Below are 19,288 nucleotides of genomic sequence, written 5' to 3' on the forward strand. Positions count from 1 at the left end.
CTATTGAATTACAGCATATTTATGTAGGATTATCCACAACCATCGTGTCAATCATACGTATCCTTGCGGGCTGCCTGTTGCTGTTTCTCGTTGTGCCAGTTCTGGGGCAGTCAGTCCTGACGATTACCGATGCCCGAAAAGCAAATCCGGTTGCGCCCTGTGTGTATTTTCTGGAAGATCTCTCACACACGTTAACCTACGAGCAGGTTTCCAATTTTCCACTGGACTCATTTCAGGCAATGAAGCGGAAAGAAGTTGTTCAGCTCGGTTACCGACAGGGCACCGTGTGGCTACGGTTTGATATTAACAACCGAACGAACAGGAATCTATTCCTGATTTCTTCTTACCGCCGATACAAGCAACTGGATGTGTTCATTCGGGATACCAATCAAAAACAAATTCACATTCAGGGTGGATACGATTTGTCATTGTTCAGGCAACAGATCGCCGTTAATCCACCCGTCATTTCATTAGGTCTGGACCCTGGAAGGATCTATATGAAACTACTAACTGTCGATTCCTGTGGTGATTATCTGCATATCGGCGATTTAAGTCAGGCATTTGTTTACAAACAGCAAACAAGTCGCTGGCAGAATCTGGCACTGGGGGCATTCTTAATTGTGTTTCTGTTTGCACTGGTCTTTTTTATTCGACTTCGGGACCCGTTACTAGGTTGGTACACGCTGTTGATGGGCAGTTTTATTGTGTTCTATATCGACTTTTATGGCTTCTTGAGTGGGTACTTAGACTATTCATTTTGGCGACAATACATCCCGGCCGCTTTTATTTATTTATCATGCTGGTCACTTTTCCATATTCAGTTTTTGAATCTGCGCCATTACTCTAAAGTACTTTACAGGGCAATCATTTGCATAAATGCCCTGTATTGGATCGACTGGCCTATTTCCATGATTGTAACTACGGTTACCGGCACCTATTTTTCGTTGCTTTACTCTCTTTTCTACTGGCTTGGCATTGATTGGGGTGGCTTCATTCAGATAGTCTTGTTTCTATTGTTGATTAGCCTGATCTACGTAAGCCTGAAAAAATCCCGAAATATATTTCTGTATGCAATTGCATTCCTGACCAGTCTGGTATCCATGATTATAAGCATGTTTGCTCTGTACAGTATGGAGTGGCTGCCCTACGTTCCCTATAATAATCTATTTGTACCGGGCACCCTTATTGAAATTATTATTCTGGGTTATATACTGGGTGATCGGGCCAATGAACACCGCCGACAGCAAGCCCAGACCCAGCAACTATTCATCGACCAGCTTCAGGAAAACCTCAATCAGAAAAACAAACTTCTTCAAATACGCGACGAGATTGCCCGTGATCTTCATGATGAAGTTGGCGCTACGCTCACCGCTATCGCCATCTCCACTAAACTGGTACAAAAAAAAGTCAACGGCCAGCAACCTGACATTACCCCCATTCTGGCCCAGATAAAAGCCGACTCGGAAGAGACTATTCATACCATACGGGACACGATCTGGGCCTTGAACTCCGACAACGATGCCCCCGAGAAGCTCCTCGAACGGATGCGGGCCGTGGCCTTTCAGCTACTGGCTCATCAGGATGTCGATGTTGCGTTCGAAGCGAAGCTGCTTCCGAATGCCTTGCCGGTGTTCTCCATGGAGCAACGGCGGCATATTTATTTTGTCTATAAGGAAGCCCTCCACAATATCGTTAAGCACGCTCAGGCTACCCACGTAGGTGTATCTATTTCCCGGAGTTCGGACGAGCTGCACATTCAAGTCATGGATAATGGTATCGGGTATAGTTCAATGCCGAATGGGGATGGGAACGGGTTGAAAAACTTTCACAAACGTGGCGCTGAGGGTCGCTTTAAGGTGGTCGTTTGCTCAAAACCCGGGAGGGGAACAACCGTGGATATTCAGATTCCTCTCTAAAAACTACCCAAATTGGGGATGGCGTAACCTGCTGACAGGCAGTAGCTTTGGGTGCCATAGCGCACGAACCTCTAACCTGTTTATCATGAAAACCACCCTCTTCATACTGGCCCAATTGTTTTTTAGCGCGGTCGGATTCGCTCAATCTGCCGACGAGACTGCTATTAAAAACGTGATTGCGGCAGAAACAACCGCCTTTCATCAGCGAAATGCGAACAAAACCATGTCGTATTGGGCTAATGTGCCCTACGCATCTCACTACTACACCGAAAAAGGAATGGGATATGTTCGGGGGTACGACGCGATCAGTAAATCCGTGAAAGCCGTGATCAGTCGACTGCCTGCCGATAATAATGTGTACAAAACCCACGACTACCTCCTTCACGTCAACGGAACTTCGGCCTGGGTTTCATACATAACCGATATACAGACGGGTACTAAAAAGCGCCAGACACATGATGCCCGCTACTTAGAAAAAGTAAGCGGCACCTGGAAGTTAGTAAGTGTCGTTTCTACGCCTGCACTCTAACAGATAATTGGAACTAGGATCAATTAACGCCCTCTATTCCACTAACCTTTTACCGCAATGATACAGAATCTACCTCCCGAATGGATGACCCCTGAAGCGGTTGACAGCCTTTCGGCAACCTTTAGTGGCGTGCTGCTTAGTCCGGATGATGACGGCTACGATCAGGCCCGTGCTGTGTGGAATGGTATGATTAACCGTCACCCTGCCCTGATAGCCCGCTGTATGAGCAGTGCCGATGTGAGCAGCGCAGTCAAATTCGCCAGGCGACACAATCTGCTGGTGTCGGTGCGCGGGGGTGGGCATAACGTAGCTGGAAACGCCGTGTGCGCTGATGGCCTTATGATCGACCTTTCGCTCATGAAAGGTATTGACGTCAATGCCGATAATCGAACCGCCCTTGCCGAAGCGGGTGTTCTCTGGAGTGAACTGGATCAGGCTACTCAACAATTTGGACTGGCCACCACAGGTGGTACCGTGTCGCACACGGGTATTGCGGGTCTGACACTGGGCGGTGGTTTGGGCTGGCTGATGGGCAAACACGGACTCGCCTGCGATAACCTGCTCTCGGTTGACATTGTAACGGCTAATGGGGAATTGTTGACGGCCAGCGAAACCGAAAACGAAGACCTGTTCTGGGCTGTTCGGGGTGGGGGTGGTAACTTTGGAATCGTAACTAAGTTTACCTACCAGCTCCATCCCGTTGGGCCAATGATATTGGCTGGTATGGTCCTATATCCAATGGATCAGGCCAAAGCGGTACTCCGTTTCTATCGCACCTTTGCCCGTAGCACCCCCGATGAATTGATGGTCTTTGCCGTGTTGATGAACACCCCCGATGGGCTGCCTGTGGTCGCGCTGCTGGCCGGGTGGTTTGGGCCGCTTGCCGAAGGCGAGCAGTACCTCAGGCCTTTACGGAATTTTGGCACTCCACTGGCCGATTTAATTAGCGAGGTGCCCTATTTACAAAATCAAACCATTTTTGATGCTGCCACACCGCACGGTATGCATCGTTACTGGAAGTCGGGGAATTTGCCGGACATTGAAGACGGGTTCATCAATGTCGTAATTGATCAGGCAGCTAAACAAACGTCACCCTTTTCGTTTATTCTGTTTCTTCATATCAAAGGCGTTGCTGCCCGCATTGACCCCGCCAGAACAGCTTTTGGATTACGGGAGGACCAATGGGATTTTGATATCGTCGGGCAATGGACAGATCCGGCGGAAAACCAGATGCACACAGATTGGGTTCGGACGTTCTGGAGTCAGGTAGAGTCCTACACCAAGGGCGTTTATGTTAACCATTTGGGGGGCGAAGATGAAGCCACGCGGGTTAAGGCGGCTTATGGGCCAAATTACGAACGACTTATCGCCTTGAAGACCAAATACGACCCTGACAATTTTTTTCGGCTGAATAATAATATTACTCCTGCTTAAGCGACCTTATTGGTGATTCTGCAACGCAACTAATTTAATTGCTGCTTTTGATTTTTACCAGCCCGGTCAACGAGATAGTCATCGCTGGCCGGGCTGGTGTTTATTGTATAAAATAGGTATTCCGTTGAGTACTAATGAATGATAAATAGTAGCCTACTCGGTTAATTGTCAGGCGGTCATCGCTATTTTTGGCTAGCCAAATCAAAAGGAATAACCAGGTTATACTTCACATTGACGAATCGTCCGGATTGCCGGCCAGGTTTCCAGTCGGGCATGGTCTGAACCAGCCGAACGGCTTCCTCATTGATACCGTAGCCAAGGCCTTTCAACACGTTAACGTCTTTAATAAGACCCCGATTGGTCACGATAAACGAGACGAACACTTTGCCGTCAACCTTCGCTTTACTGGCGGCCTCCGGATAGCGTAAATTCTGCCGTAAGTAATTGCCAAGCTCGGCGCTTCCCCCCGGGAAACTGGGAGGGATTTCGCAAACAGTAAAAATCTCCTCCTCCTCAAAAACCGGCTGATTGGCCGCCTGGTTTACGGACTGATTCGTTGATTGACCTGATTGTGTGGTTTGACTACGCTGGCTACAGGCTATGGGTAGTCCTGACAGGAGTGAGCTGATCACGAGTACCAGCCCGTACTTGTTGACTAGCCAGTTTCTTTGTTGTGGTACCATGTGCGTGGTTTGTTAAGGTGAAAAGAAAGTTATTACGTTAAATTCGAAGCCTATCGCATCATATGGACTTAGTCGTAACCTGAGTCGAATTATGTAACAGGATTGATACATAAATACGTTGTTTCTTACATGGGGTCGTCAGGGTTTTTAGCCTTCGGTCATTCTGTTCAGGTTGTCGACTAATTAAGGGAAGGGGGCCGCAAAGGGCGTCTGATCAGTTAACGCTTACCCGCTTACCACACTAGTAAACGTACGCTACCCCTTGCTGGACCATACCCTTCAAGCGCCCGGCATCAGAAAGCCGTATTTGGCGATACATCTGTAGAATAAAATGGAATCCAATATGAATAAAGGGCCTGAGAAGTTGTTCGGTACGACTAGTATATTCCGCTTTCATCAAACATTGATCGAACGGCATGGTGCCGGTACAACCCGGGCACTAGGGTGGCAGAAAATAGAAGGGCAAACGATTCGCTTCGACAAGTTAAGTCAGATAGGGGATCTTAGCGGACACTCCGTGCTGGATGCCGGATGTGGGCATGCAGATTTTTTCCCATTTTTAAAGAAAAGGTTTTCTTCGATAACTTATTATGGCTGTGAGCAGATACCGGAACTGCTTCAAATAGCTGCCAAGCGATACAAACAAGAGAACAATGTCATACTCTTACAAGGGGACTTTCTAGATACAGCCATACCCGAAACCGATTTTGTGTTGGTTAGCGGCTCACTTAATTATGGCTATAGTGATGAAGATTTTATCTACAACGCTATTGAGGCCTTGTTTTCCAAATGTCGTATTGCCTTAGGATTTAACCTGTTAAGTGGAGGGGTCGAGTTTAACACGCTGCTGAGGGCTTACCAACCTGATGACATACTCCACTTCTGTCGGACTCTGTCAAAAAAGGTTCAACTTCAGACTGGCTATTGGCCGGACGATTTCACCGTTTTCGTGTACAAAGAATAGGGGAGGCCTTCTCAAATAGTATGGCATCAAAGGGACATATAGCACCTGGTTGATGTAGAATATTCCCTTTTTCAACCGTTAACTAAATTTATAGTTTAGTCAATTGGCAGGCTGCATAGAAACAGTCTGTGTTTTCGTTTCGTGGATAGGTTCTACTTAATCCGCCTATCTCATGCGTTTTACACTCTTTTCTCTTTCGCAGATTGCGATATTCAGTCTGGCAGCTTCACTGTCTTGCGTGGCTCAAAAGCCCAACTATGATGTAACGATGATCGCGGATGGCAAGCCCCTTGATCTCGGCCAGGGCATTCCGGTCCATACCAAAGTGCTCCAGTTGAGGGGCCGGCTAACTCAAGCCAGCCAGCAACAGTATCCGCAGCTAAACCCCACTGTAGTGATCAATAAGGCTACGTTCAATTTAATACGAGACACAAGACGTGTTAGCTATATGAATTGGCCGGGGCAGGAATCAATAGCCCGTCTATTTAAGCAGGCTAAAGCAGGGGACCGATTCCTGATTCAGTTTGAGGATGTCGAGTCGCAGACAAAACAGGGCGTAGTGCAAAAAATAGACAATTTTAAAATTGTTCAAGTGACTGTAAAAGAGTAGTACTTAGGTGTATTAAACCACAGTATTTACCCTATTTACGTGCAAATAATTAATTGAATTCGACGAGAAACGTACTTCTGTTTATGGCTCTCCTGCTGGTTGGTTGTCATGAATCGATTAACCCAATCGAAGCTGAATTCGTAGAACCAGCAGAGGGAGTGTGGTTTATTTCGGTTGAATAGGATAGGAAACGTTTCGACTTCATTGAGAATCAGAATGGTGTTAAATCACTCGGTGCTACGTTTGCTAACTTTTCAAGTGATACAGTGACTTCTCAAATGGGAATAGCAGTAGCCGGCTTGGGTGAGAGTCTTTTGGATTCACTTACTAATACCCAGTGGACTATCATGCTTTGCTTTACCCGGCAGGAGTGGTTATTCAACCAAAGCAACTCCACTAATCTGTTAAAATCAGGATCGTACGACTTCTTATATCAGGATTCATGCTATCATTTAACCGGGAGCAGAGGGGCTGTGATCAAAACCATAAAATGGGCAGATGATGGTAATGGATTGGGTAACTCAACCTTAATTGAGCAAGAAAATAAGACTCGATCGTTTACAATTAGCAGGGTCTATTACAATAACCTGACGAATGCTCAATTACTCTATCCTTTAATCTGGATAGAAGGCTCTTTTGATAGGTGGATGCGGGATGACAAGAGAATTAAGGGCAAGTTTCGCATTAAAATGCAACCTAACTTATGATTTATATTGATCGTGGTACGGACACATAAAGTAGATAATTAGAAAACTGATGAAGTGACTGTAACGGAGTAATACTTCCATCTGTACCACAAAAATGAATGCATTAAACTCGACGAATAAACATGAATACTCAACTTATTGGAAAACGCAAATTTCTTTGCGCGACGTTCATTTTAACGATTACTACGCTCATCGTCAGTTCTTGCTCCAAGCCTGAATCTGCGGAGCCGCATGCCATTCTGCCAACTAATTACCAACTTAAAGACATTCGGTATTTTTTTGATACGGGTGATCGAGCTGACACCACAATTCTACAGCTGAAGGGAACGAGTCTACAAAATCCGGGGAGCACTTCGATAACTCAACAGGTAACAGAAGATCTTAGTGAACTGGTTAAAACGTCTCGGTTCACTATAGATCCTGCAATCCAACTGCCAAAAGAGCTTGACTTGAATAAATTGGAGGTGCATGTTCCTCAGGAGTGGTACGGTGGTAGCTCGCTTATTCAATCCATCGAAACTTATCCTTTAAGTTCTGTTCAACAACAAAAGCCGTACGCGCCTAATCGGGGCGCTACATCAACTATTATTATTCCTCCGAAATCAAAAATTGATATCATCCGTCAGATTGAAGCCTATTATCTTCTCAGTTCTTTTGAATGCCTATTAGAGAATAAAACAACCGGTCAACGGTACACTTTAAAAGGAAAATGGCAAGGTTTTTTACAATACAATAATTTAGCTGTAACCCTAAAGCAGTCGGCTTTGTAGAAGCTTGTGCTGTTATATCAGTTTTCTGCGTCACTGACTGGATAAACTAATCAGGCTAATCACGATGGTTTTTGCAAAGGTCAACAGAGTTATGAATTCGGCAGCTAGGTAAGTAATTTCTGCTTTGTACAAGGGTTGGAAATGGTTGATAAACAAAGATCATCGCTAAGTGTAAGGCCACTAATAGATTCGCTGCTTTCAAACATATTGGCGTTGTATAAGCACCAGTATGTTTGATGGCACTTTGAGCAAGTGCCATAACTTAGGTTTCTAATACAAAACTATTTGCCTGCTTTCAGGTGCTTTTCCACTCAGTGGCCTTACACTTCTATACATATCACTACTGCCTACGACTCGCACTTCGTTTAAAATAAGGCTGTTGTCGATATACTTTTCGGGTAAGGTATTCGTGGGTACTCGTGGCTTACTGTCCTCACTGTAATTTATATATACGAAGGCGACCGGCAATATATAACTCCCTTTGTAACGAGAAGTTAACCGGGGGATTTGCTTCAAACTGTTGATTAATTCATACTCGAAGCCAAGGCTTTTTGCAATCTTAGGACTTATCTGTGGGTACAAAACAGCTATATTTTGGAGGCTGCCTATCGAGTCGATGGCGAATTTTACATAAAATCTACCATAAACACTTCCCCTGATGGCTGTTACAGGATAATGAAGATGTGCAGCAATGGTAGCTGTAAAAACGGGATCTTCGTCAAGCGCATACCCCGTGACCTGAGCCTTAGCTAACGGTCCGGTCAACAGAAAGATGACTAGTATTGAATAAAGTAGTTTCATAAATAAGGAAGTGAAATGTGAATGATCTATTCCCGTAATCTGAGTGGTGGGTTCAAAGCCAATTCTGTTCCAGAATCGCTTACTTGTTAAGTAAAATATTCTGTAAGATAAAAACAAGGGTTGTCCTACAGAATGATAGGACAACCCATAATTCGTCAATAACCTGGATTACTTTAACAACTCCAGCTTGCTTAACCGCTACTAGCGGGGAGATTTTGACCTCGCTGGTGCATGCGTAGCAGTCCCGAAACTCATTATTCTGGATCTGCTTTCATCATAAGCGGAGTTTTCGATGAAGCAGTTTAATCGGGCTATGCTTTTTTGGGGAGGGGTTCTGCCATAGCATAGTGACAAAATACGGTTACCGCTTTGTGCTGCTCATTCAGCCGAAAGACTTCGCAAGCCAGTCGATCATTTACGGACGTGTAGTAGATAGCCAGCGTGTCGACACCTACAAAAACGTTGTGCAGGATGAAATGGAGATTGGGATAAGTCCCTAAGCCAAGCTGAAAATAGCGTTCCAGGTCGTCTTTGCTGGTAATACAACCGGACTCATTAAACTTCAAGAGAGGAATAAAAGGCGAATAAAAGGCCAGCTCATCAGCATAATGCTCCAGAATAGTGTGAAGATCATGGCTATTAAATGCACTAATCCATTGATCAGCAAATTTATGGGCTTGTTCCTGGTTCATAACGTTTGGTTTGTTTCTGATTCGTCGACTGCCGATTGGGCAGGTTTCAAGTACGCATCGGTAAAATGTTCTTTATGTTTAGGCTGGGCGAATTTCTCGGCGTTGTACTCGCTGGATTTTCCCCTTGGAATCGAAAGCGATGCCCAGTTTTCGGCCAGCATTTTGCCCAGAAAAACTAGCTGGCCGATGTGGTATGGGTAATGAGCTAATTGACGGTTAATGGCCTCGGTAACCGTATGACCCTGGTTTCTGATGTAAATTGTCCGGGTTAAATCGTCTTCTCGAAGCGATTTGAGTGTCCCTAAAAGAACATGCCAGCCTTCGTTCCATTTCTGAAATAATTCATCCCGCGACTGAATGTCATTAGTAAACTCACCTTCCCGGTCGCGCCAATCTTTCTCACCGTCCGTCGTGAGGAAATCCGTCCAGCGACTCAGCATATTGCCCCAAAGGTGCTTTACCAGCATTGCGATGCTGTTACTTTCTTCGTTGTACTGCCAGAAAAGCGCTTCGTCGGGAAGTTGAGCCAGTGTTTTTTCGCCTAACCATTTGTAATACTCAAATTGACTGATCACACTGGGTAAATAATTGTCCTGCATGGGATAAAGTAGTTTTTGCTGATAAAAAACGCTATTTCATAAAAGTAGAGGAGGTTCATCGTAGAAAACGGGCTATGACATCAACTACTTCATCCATTTCGTCCAGGGTATTAAAATAATGCGGAGAAAGTCGAACTAGCCAATCTACCCCTTTCCGCCGAAAGTCAATGAGGGCACCACCTGAATATTGCACCGTAAAAATCACTCGTTCACGTCGGAGGGACGCTTCCAGCGCGGACAGGGGTTCACGGGGCGTATGAAATGTCAGGATATTGCTTAATCGAGATCCTTCGTCAAGCAGGGCTAAACCGTCAAGCTTCGCTAAACCCGTTCGGAGTCGGTGCATGAGTAGTTGATTCTGTTGAACGATGGCCTCCATGCCTATCTTATTGACGTAACGAATGGCTTCGGCCAGGCCTACAGTGAGCAACGAAATCTCCTGGGGCTCAAATTGGCGGGCACCCGGCAGCAAGGAATAGGTATCTGGCCCTGTCCAGGCGGCCGCCCGCCGGTCGATAAACAGGGGAGCCAGCCCGGCTTCGAGCACGCGGTCGGAGACATACAGAAACCCGGTATTTCGTGGCCCACGCAGAAACTTTCGTCCCGTGGCTACCAGAAAGTCAGCCTGAATACGGGTAACATCAATCGGCAACTGCCCCACCGACTGAGCGGCATCGAGCAGATACCAGATCCCATATTTACGACAGAGTTTACCCATCTCCTCAGCCGGTAATACCAACCCCGAGTTCGTGGGTATATGGGTCATCGCTATCAACACTGGCCGGTGTGCCCGAATCAATTCCTCCGCATGCGTTAGGTCCGGATCGCCGTTGGGTAGATCATTGAGCCGCAGCAGCCGGATGCCTAACCGTTGCTGCATGGACAGAAACATCAGCTGGTTGGAGATGTAATCGTTTGTGGTTGTCAGAATGGTATCGCCCGGCCGGAATCGAATGGCCGACAGCGCCTGAATCGTAGCATCGGTGGCACTGTAAGCATAAGCGATGTTACCTGGCTTGGTATTCAGAAACCGAGCCGTTTCTTCGTAAAAACTTTCGATCTGGTCCTTCATCAACCGTTCGACTTCGTACCCACCCAATTGAGTTTCCTGCTGAAGATATTCCTGCATCGCTGCCACGACGGGCTGAGGCATGAGCGAGGCCCCGGCATTGTTCAAAAAAAGTGTCTCGTAACAGCCGGGGGTATCGGCCCGGAGCCGGGAAATAGCATGAAGAGTAGTCGTTTCGTATTGCATGAGGCAAAAGAAGGCCACGGAATTGTATGAAAACAGATACACTTCAGGCATTCCTGGACCGTACAGATTACTGGTTAAGCTGTTGCCTTGAGGGCTCAAACTGTATGCCCTGATTTATCGAAATCTGTATGGTATTGGATACAGTTGTGAGTCCTACATTTGCTCAAAAAAGACGAATGCAAAGACGGCTATGCAAAAGTCCCAATCGATTCCCAAGTATCAGCAGATCGTCCGGCAATTGGGCGACAAACTGCGCGCTGGCGTGCTGAGCGAGGGCGATAAACTGCCTTCGGTGCGCCTGCTCAGCCAGGAACTTGGCGTTAGTATCAACACGGTGCAACAGGCTTACTACTGCCTGGAGGCTGAAGGCTTAGTTGAAGCGCGTCCCCAGTCGGGCTACTACGTTCGCAGCTTAGTTGAGCGGATGGGGATCGTTCCGCGCCGGTCAACGCCCCAGGGAACAGCTCGTCAGACATCCCAGGCCGATCAGGAGCCTATCTTGTTAAGGCTGATGCGACAGCAACGGGAACCAGACTGGCTCCCGTTTTCCCTGAGTGTGCCTTCTCCTGCCTTACTGCCCGTCGCTAAATTGACGAAGGCGCTCCAGCAGGCGCAGCGAGAACTCCCACATGGGGGGATAGAGTACGAACAGATGGCTGGAAATGCGGAGTTACGTCGCCAGATTGCCCGGTATGCCTTATTCTGGGGCAGTCAGCTCACCGATGAAGAGATTATAACCACAGAGGGCTGCACAGCTGCACTTACCCTATGCCTGAAAACGGTCGCTCAGCCCGGCGATACCATTGCCGTCGAAAGCCCCGTTTATTTCGGTATTCTTCAGACTATTCTCTCGCTGGGACTGCATGTTCTCGAACTGCCGACCCACCCACTGACGGGTGTTGATCTGGATGTGCTGGAAAGTCATTTGCAATCCGGAAATGTACAAGTCTGTTTGATGGTACCCAACTTCAGCAATCCATTGGGAAGCTGCATGCCAATTTCCCACAAACAACGACTGATGCAGCTCATGGAAACGTACCAGACCCCGCTCATTGAAGACGATCTGTATGGGGATTTGCATTTTGCCCCTGACCGCCCGCTACCCTGTAAGGCATTCGACCGGCAGGGGCTGGTACTCTGGTGTGGGTCTGTCAGTAAAACCCTGGCCCCAGGCTACCGGGTAGGGTGGGTGGCTCCCGGACGCTATTATGCGGCCCTGCTTCAGATAAAACGGTATCAAGCTGGTTTTTCGCCGGGTATCACCCAGCAGGCTGTGGCTAATTTCCTGGCCAACGACCGATATGAATTACACCTGCGTCGGTTACGGCAGCGGCTGAAAACTAATTGTCAACGCTACCAGCAGACGATCCGTGCACATTTCCCGACAGGCACGCGCATCAGCGAGCCGCAGGGTGGATTCACGTTATGGGTTGAAGCAGATGCCCGGGTGAATACACTCGAACTGGCCGACCAATTGGCGCCGTATAAAATCAGTATTATGCCGGGGAGTTTATTCAGCCTTCAACCCCAATACGCCAACTGCATGCGGCTCAGTTACGGCCTGCCCTTCGACGACCGCGTTGCCTGGGGACTGCAAACCATTGGCCAGCTCATTCACCAGCAACTAGCCGTATGAAAAACGTATCCCGGAAGACGATTTTACGTGTAGTATGTAGCCTGTTTTTGGCCACCTGGATATGGTTGCCTGCACACGCCGTTGAGCCGGTGCGTGAGCAGTATCAAAAAATGGAGTATAAAATTCCCATGCGGGATGGGGTTCTGCTCTACACAGCGGTGTATGTACCTCGCGATGCCTCTCCAAACAAGACCTATCCTTTTCTATTGGAACGGACTTGTTTTGGGGTTACTCCCTACGGACCTGATCAGTATAAAACAGTCATCGGCCCTTCGCCCGCGTTGCAGAATGAGGGCTATATCTTTGTCTACCAGGACGTTCGGGGACGCTGGGCCTCGGAAGGCCGTTGGACCAGCATGACACCCGTTGTCAGCGACCAACTGAAGCAGTCTTCCTCTCTCGCTATTGACGAAAGCACGGATACCTACGATACGATTGAGTGGCTGCTCAGTCATGTGCCCAATCACAATGGCCGGGTGGGGCTTTGGGGTATGAGTTATGCCGGTTTTTATGCGATAGCCGGTTCGATCAATGCGCATCCGGCGTTGAAGGCAGCATCACCCCAGGCACCTGTCGCCGACTTTTTTCGGGAAGACATGCATCACAACGGCGCCTTTACCCAACTGGCTCTGCTGGCGTACCCGCTGTTTGGTGACCGGCCAGACGGGCCAACGACAAAACCCTGGTTCCTCAAGGACTGGATACAAACGGGAGACCAGACCGAGTTTAAATGGCATCAGCAGTTGGGACCTCTGACTAACGCTCAATCCTATCTGGCCCAAAACGCATTCTGGCAGCAAACGGTAGCGCATCCCAATTATGATGCCTTCTGGCAGGAGCGAAACGTTCTGCCCCACCTGAAAAAGATTCGGCCCGCCATGTTGATCGTTGGCGGGTGGTTCGATGCCGAAGACCTGTATGGGCCATTGAGTATCTACAAAACGCTTGTGCAGCATAGCCCGGCATCGCGTCCAATGCTGGTGATGGGACCGTTCGGCCATCGGGGCTGGTCGGAGGAAACCGGCCATACGCTGCACAACGATCTGTATTTTGGCGACAGTTTGGCAACGTATTACCAACGATCTTTGGAAGCGCCTTTCTTTCAGCATTACCTGAAAGGCGCTGGCGACGGAAAAACCGGACTGCCTAATACCTGCCTGTTCGATACCGGCTTGAAGGTCTGGCGGACGTTTTCGGGCTGGCCCGCAGCCGACAAAAAGCCCTTACGTTTTTACTTGACGCCGACTGGTCAGCTATCTGAAGAGCTGACTAAACCGACTGGTTTTAGGGAGTACACCAGTAACCCCGCTCACCCTGTTCCTTACGGCGAAGCAACCCTAACCGCCGAGCCTGATTTTAGTGCGCTTTTCAGCTACATGTCGGCGGATCAACGGTTTGCCGGTAAACGGGCTGACGTACTCACATTTCAAACTGGTTTCCTTACCAGAAATCTGACGGTTGGCGGGGAAATCTCGATTCGGCTGAAGGTCAGTACGACGGGCACCGATGCCGATTGGGTGGTTAAGCTGATTGACGTGTACCCGCCCGACGAGCCGAATCATCCCTACCTGCCTAATCCCAAAATTAAGTTGGCCAATTACCAGCAACTGATCAGAGCCGATGTGCTACGGGGACGGTTTCGCCATAGTTTTGAAAAACCCGCGCCCTTTATACCGAATCAGGTAACGGAGGTGACGATTCCGCTCCAGGATGTACTGCACACCTTTAAAAAAGGACATCGGATCATGATTCAGGTGCAAAGCAGCTGGTTTCCACTCATCGATCGAAACCCGCAGCTGTTCGTTGAAAACATTTACAAAGCAAAAGCCACTGATTTTAAACCGGCTCGCCACCGTATATATGGCAGCTCGGTGGTGGAACTGCCTACATTACCCTAAACACTCAATTTTGAGATATGTATGGAATCGCCAAATCGTTCCTGGGATGCTGACCTTTATCAGCAAAAGCACGCTTTTGTACACCAGTATGGCGACGATCTACTGAGTATCCTTCAACCACAGCCTGGCGAACGCATCCTTGACCTGGGTTGTGGTACCGGTGAACTGACGGCCCGATTAGCTGAAAGCGCAGCCGAAGTCATCGGTCTGGATACTTCCCCATCGATGATCGCCAAAGCCCGACAATCGTTTCCTCAGCTTACTTTTCAACAGGGTGATGTCCGGGATTTAAGTACAGATCAACCATTCGATGCAGTTTTCAGCAATGCCACACTTCACTGGATTCTGGAACCGGATCAGCCAGACGTCTTAAGCGCAGTTTTCAACGCACTCAAACCGGGTGGCCGTTTCGTTGCGGAGCTGGGCGGTCAAGGAAATGTAGCCCGCATCCTGAACGCATTAGCCCAGGCCCTGCATGAGTTGGGGGCAAATCAACCAGCTAATCCTAATTATTTCCCTGGCGTTGGTCAGTACACTATGCTGCTGGAGGCCGCAGGTTTCTCAGTTAGATGGGCGCAACATTTTGATCGGGACACACCCTTGAGCGATCCTGAAACCGGACTAAGTGACTGGCTTGCCATGTTTCGAGGGGAAATTTTGACTTCTCTTTCCAGTAAAGACCGGCAAACCGTTTTAACGTCGGTTAACAACCAGCTAAGGCCAACAAATTTTCGGAACGGGCATTGGTTTGCGGACTATAAACGCCTGCGTTTTATGGCGATAAAACCTTTAATACCGTAAACAGGTAAACTCTTCCTTATCTCATGCAAAGCCCAATTTACATCCTCGGAGTCGGTGCCATCGGCATGACCTTAGCCGTACTGCTGAAACATTCGGGTAACGAAGTTATACTGATTCGGGGTCGCTACGGGAGGCCGCTGGACATGGAAAACACGGATCTTACGGTTGACTGCAGTGAAGGTAGTAGCTTAACGGCTTCTATTCCTATTCGTCGGTTGGAGCAGGTTGACTGCTTACAGGGCATTATTTTAGTCACCATCAAATCGTTCGGTAACCGGGAACTGGCCCAGCGATTAACCGGAAAGACGGGACAGTCGCCACTGGTTCTGCTACAGAATGGACTGGACATTGAGGAGCCGTTTCTGAAAGCCGGATTTCCTGAGGTGTACCGGTGCGTGCTCCTGGCCACCAGTGAGGTACAGACACCGTATTCCGTTCGTTATAAACCCGTAGCCGCTTCGCCCATTGGCGTGATCCGCAGCCAGAAATCACAACTGGCGGAACTTGTCAGCCAGCTTAGTACACCTTTATTCCCGTTCCGGGCTGAGGATTCGATTCAGCGCACCATTTGGGAGAAAGTCATTACAAACTGCGTCTTCAATGCCATCTGTCCATTACTTGGTGTCGATAATGGTGTTTTTCATCGGAATGCCCCGGTGCTGGCACTGGCATGGGAAGTTATTGACGAATGTATTGCCGTAGCGGGGGCAGTGGGGGTTGTACTGAAACGGGAAGAAGTGGGCCAGCGCTTGCTGCAAATCAGCCAGCGTTCGGAAGGACAGCTCATTTCGACGCTGGTGGACATTAATCAAGGCCGCGAGACGGAAATAGAGGTGTTGAATCTGGCCGTTGCCCGGCTGGCCCTGCAACTGGGTAGGCCTGAACTGGCCAGCCGAACGCGTTTACTGGGCGAGCTAATCCGGCTGAAGTCAGCAATGAGCCAGGCACAAATTTCTCTGCATGATCAATAAATAACGTGAATAATGGGCAAGTCTTAAGTTAAATAATTAAAAGTCAAATGGTTATATGGATGAAATTTTTGTCATCCCGACGCCAGGAGGGATCTTCGGATGAGCCTTAGTTTTCTAACCTACCGGAGATCCCTCCTGGCGTCGGGATGACAAAAATGAGTTTTTTTCAGCCCTTAACTAAGCAGTTAAATAGTACTGGTTTTAGTTTAAGTTGACCAGCGGCTGAAATAGTCTTGAAAAGGGACAAGTAAAGGGCCGTTGCTAAATGCCTTTAAGTGATTAGCAAACCCGCTTAAATAAAGTGGCTATGAACTGGTGGATTGTTTTCCAGATCGGACAGTTGCTGGCCAGACTGCATAGTCCTCCAGCCCCCTATTTACTCAGCGATGAAGCGTTTTTTGCCCAGCCAATCAGTCATCAAAAGATGACTTTAGGTAAACCGGATACACTTTTACTGGACGTCGCTCTGTTTCAGGCTACCAATGAAGCCCGACGTCTGGCCGGGTTAGAAATACTCCAGTATGATCAGGCTTTATACCTGGCCGCCCAGAATCATGCGGTTTCGATGATTAAGCATGATTACACGAGTCATGAAGACCTGTATCAGTTATCCGATCTAAACTTGCTCAGGCGCGTACAGAAACAGACAAGTCGGTTTAATCGGCTAGCCGAAAATATTGGTCAGTATCAAACGATTGATACCGCTGATTGGTACGGGGTTCGGTTCAACAGGCGTCATCAGTTGTATGAATATGTCAATTCGGAGACCAGGCAACTTTATGAGCCCTTCACCTATGCCGCCTATGCTCGATATGCAGTGCAGCAATGGCTTAATTCGCCCCATCACCGGGCTAACTTATTGAATCCGTTATTTACCCATGTTGGTTGTGCAGGGCGTCTATCTCTGCGCCCGTTTGAACAGCGTCGTGCTCCGTTTGGCCGTTTAGTTCAGAATTTTGGCGCCCAGCCCAGCACGAATCAGGCAAGACGATAAGTAGTTGCAATCAGTTATCGCCATTTGCATTGACCACTACCACTAATTCATTCCAATCAAGAATCGATTTTGTTATTACCCAACGTCGATCAGACAATATCCAGCCTTTTAAGGCGAAGGACCAGGCCATCTATTATAAACTGCCCATGCAGGCTTTTGATAGCACCAGCGATGAGTTTTTACGGGGAGAAAACTATTTGATGCCGGTGCTGCCTTATCCGCCTTTACTTGCAAGCCCTAATTAAAATGCGACTGGCTAAGTCAGGCAGAAAATAAAAACACACCGTGTTGGCTTCCGCCTTAAGACTTTCACGACTGATTGTGCAGTTGAGCAAGGTGTCAGCAATCTGTCAGGATCAGAGATGACTCAGGATTTTTCGATCGATGTAGAACGTACCGAAGGGAATAACACACCCCAGCAGTACTTTCCAGGTAGTGGCAAATCGCCAGCGTTGTTCGATGCCCACCTGAAGCGTATTGAGTGCAAACAGTAGAAATAGCAGCCCATGTACCGGGCCAATGGCTCTTACCAGCGACGGATTAGCGAAAGCGTATTTAAGTGGTACGGCAATGCCCAGCAAAACCAATAGAGAGATACCTTCAAGGAAGCCAATTAGCCGGAGCCGACCAATTTTAGTTGTCAACAGATTTTTCATAATTAAAATAGCCGGAAATAAGGTCGGTTGGCAAATGGTGAAAATGGCCAGGGAATAGCCAAAAAGATAAGGAGTAAGCCTAATGAAAACCAGATGAGCATGGTGCGGAACTTGGCTCGATCGGCTGATTGCCGTTTAGTCATTGACGAGCCAAGGGTAATCAAAACGATGGCCAGCAGCATGAGGCTGATGTGAATGATCCCGAAAAATGCTAATTGCCCACCGGCTTTGCCCCCTTCCTGTCGGAATGACTTGATAAGCGGGCTGATGAAGTACAGAGTAAACCCAAGCGTCAATTGAACATGGGCGATAGTAGCCGTCCAGTGCCGTACCGAATTATCGGCGGATAAAAAGGGCCGTTGACCTGCATAACCCCGATAGGCCCGGATAATGGCGTACAGTAAACTGATCAGAACCAGCCAGCGAAACAGCGAATGCAAAAAGAGAAAGGTTGAATACATACAAACCGTAGAAATTATTTACATACTAAATGGTATGTTTTTGGGTAAAAAAATTACGCCAACTGCTGTAGATAGCGTTTCAACTCATTAAGGTACGTCTGGTAGCAAACGGCACCGAACAGCTTGCCCATGTTTCGGATGCCACTATAGCCCATCATGATCACTTCAGCAACTTCACCAGCATCCACCTCTTTCCGAATTTGGCCGAGTGCCTGACCGCGCTTTATCGTTTCGCTCAAGGCCTTTAAAAATTGGCTTAGAACGCCATGCAGGGCTTTATGAAGCGGCTCGCTGACGGAAGCTACTTCATTCACCAGATTGACCATCGGACAGCCGTATTGGATTTGAAAGTCGGGGGAGGTCTGAAGCATGTATTTCATCAGCGCGTAAATGTCGTCGGCGGGGTGGTTGGAATGAGATAGTCGGTTAACAAAGCCTTCTTCCATTCTGGGTTTAATCACCTCGGTTATCAGGGCAAGGCCCATTTCTTCCTTGTTTTTAAAATGGTAAAAAAAGGCGCCTTTCGTCACCTGCGTCGTGGCGATAATGGTGTCAATGCTGGTGGCCTGAAAGCCATTCCGGTAAATTAAATCGAAGGCCTTTAGCAGAATCGCCTGTCGAGTTGCCGCAGCTTTGGACATAAAAGACTAATTTTCTACAAACATACTACTTAGTATGTTTGTGATCAAGAACGCGATGCAGGAATAACGAAATTGGAACTGTTTAATGAATAAGCACTCGAACTTCGTTATCTGTGGAAGATCTTTGCGGCATGGCGTAGTTGTGAGCGTTCGATCTAAATGCTGAATGACTCATGCTTGGGAATTCCAACGCCGTGCCGAAGAAATAAGGGAAAACTTATACTCGGTCTTTATTTGAGGGCTCCTGTATTCATGTAGGATCTAGTAACG

Annotated in this window: 19 protein-coding genes; 11 read left to right on the forward strand and 8 right to left on the reverse strand. The window is 47.9% G+C overall.

Going from position 1 to position 19,288, the window contains the following annotated elements; translation table 11 throughout:
* Positions 1-44: 44 nt before the first annotated feature.
* The 3 genes from ACYVJM_RS00990 (at position 45) to ACYVJM_RS01000 (ending at position 3,879) form a co-directional block, all read left to right on the forward strand.
* Positions 45-1,916, forward strand: coding sequence for a sensor histidine kinase (locus ACYVJM_RS00990; protein ID WP_461146339.1), 1,872 nt, complete (start codon positions 45-47; stop codon positions 1,914-1,916).
* Between the two features lie 85 nt (positions 1,917-2,001).
* Positions 2,002-2,445: a nuclear transport factor 2 family protein gene (locus ACYVJM_RS00995; protein WP_461146340.1), complete on the forward strand. Its 444-nt coding sequence runs from the start codon at positions 2,002-2,004 to the stop codon at positions 2,443-2,445.
* A gap of 57 nt (positions 2,446-2,502) precedes the next feature.
* A complete protein-coding gene (locus tag ACYVJM_RS01000; protein WP_461146341.1) occupies positions 2,503-3,879 on the forward strand; it encodes an FAD-binding oxidoreductase in 1,377 nt (458 codons plus the stop codon).
* A 182-nt stretch (positions 3,880-4,061) separates the two neighbouring features.
* Here ACYVJM_RS01000 and ACYVJM_RS01005 read toward each other — a convergent pair whose 3' ends face one another.
* Positions 4,062-4,562, reverse strand: a complete 501-nt coding sequence (locus tag ACYVJM_RS01005; protein WP_461146342.1) for an energy transducer TonB — start codon at positions 4,560-4,562, stop codon at positions 4,062-4,064.
* Positions 4,563-4,893: 331 nt separating this feature from the next.
* On the opposite strand from ACYVJM_RS01005, the gene ACYVJM_RS01010 reads away from it, so the two are divergent.
* The 3 genes from ACYVJM_RS01010 (at position 4,894) to ACYVJM_RS01020 (ending at position 7,613) form a co-directional block, all read left to right on the forward strand.
* Positions 4,894-5,526, forward strand: a complete 633-nt coding sequence (locus ACYVJM_RS01010) for a class I SAM-dependent methyltransferase (protein WP_461146343.1) — start codon at positions 4,894-4,896, stop codon at positions 5,524-5,526.
* Between the two features lie 172 nt (positions 5,527-5,698).
* Entirely contained in the window at positions 5,699-6,136 is a 438-nt protein-coding gene (locus ACYVJM_RS01015; protein WP_461146344.1) for a hypothetical protein, read from the forward strand.
* An 829-nt stretch (positions 6,137-6,965) separates the two neighbouring features.
* Entirely contained in the window at positions 6,966-7,613 is a 648-nt protein-coding gene (locus ACYVJM_RS01020; protein ID WP_461146345.1) for a hypothetical protein, read from the forward strand.
* A gap of 270 nt (positions 7,614-7,883) precedes the next feature.
* Here ACYVJM_RS01020 and ACYVJM_RS01025 read toward each other — a convergent pair whose 3' ends face one another.
* The 4 genes from ACYVJM_RS01025 to ACYVJM_RS01040 form a co-directional block, all read right to left on the reverse strand.
* Positions 7,884-8,414, reverse strand: coding sequence for a hypothetical protein (locus ACYVJM_RS01025; RefSeq protein ID WP_461146346.1), 531 nt, complete (start codon positions 8,412-8,414; stop codon positions 7,884-7,886).
* Between the two features lie 311 nt (positions 8,415-8,725).
* Positions 8,726-9,106 (reverse strand): nuclear transport factor 2 family protein, encoded by a 381-nt coding sequence (locus ACYVJM_RS01030; protein ID WP_461146347.1) that lies wholly within the window; start codon positions 9,104-9,106, stop codon positions 8,726-8,728.
* Complete coding sequence (locus tag ACYVJM_RS01035; protein ID WP_461146348.1) at positions 9,103-9,705, reverse strand: DUF1572 family protein; 603 nt, start codon at positions 9,703-9,705, stop codon at positions 9,103-9,105. The genes ACYVJM_RS01030 and ACYVJM_RS01035 overlap by 4 nt, the downstream gene beginning before the upstream one ends.
* A 55-nt stretch (positions 9,706-9,760) precedes the next feature.
* Complete coding sequence (locus ACYVJM_RS01040) at positions 9,761-10,960, reverse strand: aminotransferase class V-fold PLP-dependent enzyme (protein WP_461146349.1); 1,200 nt, start codon at positions 10,958-10,960, stop codon at positions 9,761-9,763.
* A 190-nt stretch (positions 10,961-11,150) separates the two neighbouring features.
* On the opposite strand from ACYVJM_RS01040, the gene ACYVJM_RS01045 reads away from it, so the two are divergent.
* The 5 genes from ACYVJM_RS01045 (at position 11,151) to ACYVJM_RS01065 (ending at position 17,260) form a co-directional block, all read left to right on the forward strand.
* Positions 11,151-12,596: an aminotransferase-like domain-containing protein gene (locus ACYVJM_RS01045; protein WP_461146350.1), complete on the forward strand. Its 1,446-nt coding sequence runs from the start codon at positions 11,151-11,153 to the stop codon at positions 12,594-12,596.
* The gene (locus tag ACYVJM_RS01050) at positions 12,593-14,494 is read left to right on the forward strand and encodes a CocE/NonD family hydrolase (protein WP_461146351.1); all 1,902 of its coding nucleotides are present in this window, start codon (positions 12,593-12,595) and stop codon (positions 14,492-14,494) included. The genes ACYVJM_RS01045 and ACYVJM_RS01050 overlap by 4 nt, the downstream gene beginning before the upstream one ends.
* A 21-nt stretch (positions 14,495-14,515) precedes the next feature.
* Entirely contained in the window at positions 14,516-15,295 is a 780-nt protein-coding gene (locus ACYVJM_RS01055; protein WP_461146352.1) for a class I SAM-dependent methyltransferase, read from the forward strand.
* Positions 15,296-15,318: 23 nt separating this feature from the next.
* On the forward strand, positions 15,319-16,266 hold the full coding sequence (locus ACYVJM_RS01060) for a ketopantoate reductase family protein (RefSeq protein ID WP_461146353.1): 948 nt from the start codon (positions 15,319-15,321) through the stop codon (positions 16,264-16,266).
* 307 nt (positions 16,267-16,573) lie between these two features.
* Positions 16,574-17,260 carry a CAP domain-containing protein gene (locus ACYVJM_RS01065; RefSeq protein WP_461146354.1) on the forward strand — a complete coding sequence of 229 codons (687 nt, stop codon included), beginning with the start codon at positions 16,574-16,576 and terminating at the stop codon, positions 17,258-17,260.
* Positions 17,261-17,616: 356 nt separating this feature from the next.
* Here ACYVJM_RS01065 and ACYVJM_RS01070 read toward each other — a convergent pair whose 3' ends face one another.
* Genes ACYVJM_RS01070 through ACYVJM_RS01080 form a run of 3 tightly spaced genes read right to left on the reverse strand, consistent with a single transcriptional unit; the run spans position 17,617 to position 19,018 of the window.
* The gene (locus ACYVJM_RS01070) at positions 17,617-17,916 is read right to left on the reverse strand and encodes a DUF3817 domain-containing protein (protein WP_461146355.1); all 300 of its coding nucleotides are present in this window, start codon (positions 17,914-17,916) and stop codon (positions 17,617-17,619) included.
* 2 nt (positions 17,917-17,918) lie between these two features.
* Complete coding sequence (locus ACYVJM_RS01075; RefSeq protein ID WP_461146356.1) at positions 17,919-18,377, reverse strand: hypothetical protein; 459 nt, start codon at positions 18,375-18,377, stop codon at positions 17,919-17,921.
* 53 nt (positions 18,378-18,430) lie between these two features.
* On the reverse strand, positions 18,431-19,018 hold the full coding sequence (locus ACYVJM_RS01080; protein WP_461146357.1) for a TetR/AcrR family transcriptional regulator: 588 nt from the start codon (positions 19,016-19,018) through the stop codon (positions 18,431-18,433).
* Positions 19,019-19,288: the final 270 nt, after the last annotated feature.

Source organism: Spirosoma pulveris, assembly GCF_054781875.1.

What these genes read in the sequence shown, in the direction of transcription:
- ACYVJM_RS01055 (WP_461146352.1), top strand. Translation starts at nt 14,516, where the DNA reads ATGGAATCGCCAAATCGTTCCTGGGATGCTGACCTTTATCAGCAAAAG.
- ACYVJM_RS01030 (WP_461146347.1), bottom strand. Translation starts at nt 9,106, where the DNA reads ATGAACCAGGAACAAGCCCATAAATTTGCTGATCAATGGATTAGTGCA.
- ACYVJM_RS01060 (WP_461146353.1), top strand. Translation starts at nt 15,319, where the DNA reads ATGCAAAGCCCAATTTACATCCTCGGAGTCGGTGCCATCGGCATGACC.
- ACYVJM_RS01005 (WP_461146342.1), bottom strand. Translation starts at nt 4,562, where the DNA reads ATGGTACCACAACAAAGAAACTGGCTAGTCAACAAGTACGGGCTGGTA.
- ACYVJM_RS01025 (WP_461146346.1), bottom strand. Translation starts at nt 8,414, where the DNA reads ATGAAACTACTTTATTCAATACTAGTCATCTTTCTGTTGACCGGACCG.
- ACYVJM_RS01040 (WP_461146349.1), bottom strand. Translation starts at nt 10,960, where the DNA reads ATGCAATACGAAACGACTACTCTTCATGCTATTTCCCGGCTCCGGGCC.
- ACYVJM_RS01065 (WP_461146354.1), top strand. Translation starts at nt 16,574, where the DNA reads ATGAACTGGTGGATTGTTTTCCAGATCGGACAGTTGCTGGCCAGACTG.
- ACYVJM_RS01015 (WP_461146344.1), top strand. Translation starts at nt 5,699, where the DNA reads ATGCGTTTTACACTCTTTTCTCTTTCGCAGATTGCGATATTCAGTCTG.
- ACYVJM_RS01020 (WP_461146345.1), top strand. Translation starts at nt 6,966, where the DNA reads ATGAATACTCAACTTATTGGAAAACGCAAATTTCTTTGCGCGACGTTC.
- ACYVJM_RS01035 (WP_461146348.1), bottom strand. Translation starts at nt 9,705, where the DNA reads ATGCAGGACAATTATTTACCCAGTGTGATCAGTCAATTTGAGTATTAC.
- ACYVJM_RS01080 (WP_461146357.1), bottom strand. Translation starts at nt 19,018, where the DNA reads ATGTCCAAAGCTGCGGCAACTCGACAGGCGATTCTGCTAAAGGCCTTC.
- ACYVJM_RS01045 (WP_461146350.1), top strand. Translation starts at nt 11,151, where the DNA reads ATGCAAAAGTCCCAATCGATTCCCAAGTATCAGCAGATCGTCCGGCAA.
- ACYVJM_RS00995 (WP_461146340.1), top strand. Translation starts at nt 2,002, where the DNA reads ATGAAAACCACCCTCTTCATACTGGCCCAATTGTTTTTTAGCGCGGTC.
- ACYVJM_RS01050 (WP_461146351.1), top strand. Translation starts at nt 12,593, where the DNA reads ATGAAAAACGTATCCCGGAAGACGATTTTACGTGTAGTATGTAGCCTG.
- ACYVJM_RS01000 (WP_461146341.1), top strand. Translation starts at nt 2,503, where the DNA reads ATGATACAGAATCTACCTCCCGAATGGATGACCCCTGAAGCGGTTGAC.
- ACYVJM_RS01010 (WP_461146343.1), top strand. Translation starts at nt 4,894, where the DNA reads ATGGAATCCAATATGAATAAAGGGCCTGAGAAGTTGTTCGGTACGACT.
- ACYVJM_RS01070 (WP_461146355.1), bottom strand. Translation starts at nt 17,916, where the DNA reads ATGAAAAATCTGTTGACAACTAAAATTGGTCGGCTCCGGCTAATTGGC.
- ACYVJM_RS01075 (WP_461146356.1), bottom strand. Translation starts at nt 18,377, where the DNA reads ATGTATTCAACCTTTCTCTTTTTGCATTCGCTGTTTCGCTGGCTGGTT.